General features: G+C 47.5%; 1 tRNA gene. It reads right to left on the bottom strand.

The features are described from left to right. A tRNA-Asn gene (locus ACI48K_RS12190) sits at positions 1-76 on the bottom strand. Between the last annotated feature and the right edge of the window lie 166 nt (positions 77-242).

Genomic DNA, 242 nt, shown 5'->3' on the forward strand with positions numbered 1-242 from the left:
TGGCTCCCCGAACAGGACTCGAACCTGTGACAACTCGATTAACAGTCGAGTGCTCTACCAACTGAGCTATCAGGGAATATTCAGTTCAAGCGCTTAATCGCTTGAAAACTGGATACGAAACGTTTTTGCGTATTAGCCCCTACTGGGTTTCCCGGGTTCCCCGAAAAGTATTAGGAATACTCTTCGAAGCCTCCGCTTCACTTTTTGGGGTGTTTTTGGATAAGCCCTCGACCGATTAGTAC

It is taken from the genome of Paenibacillus terrisolis, from assembly GCF_056171975.1.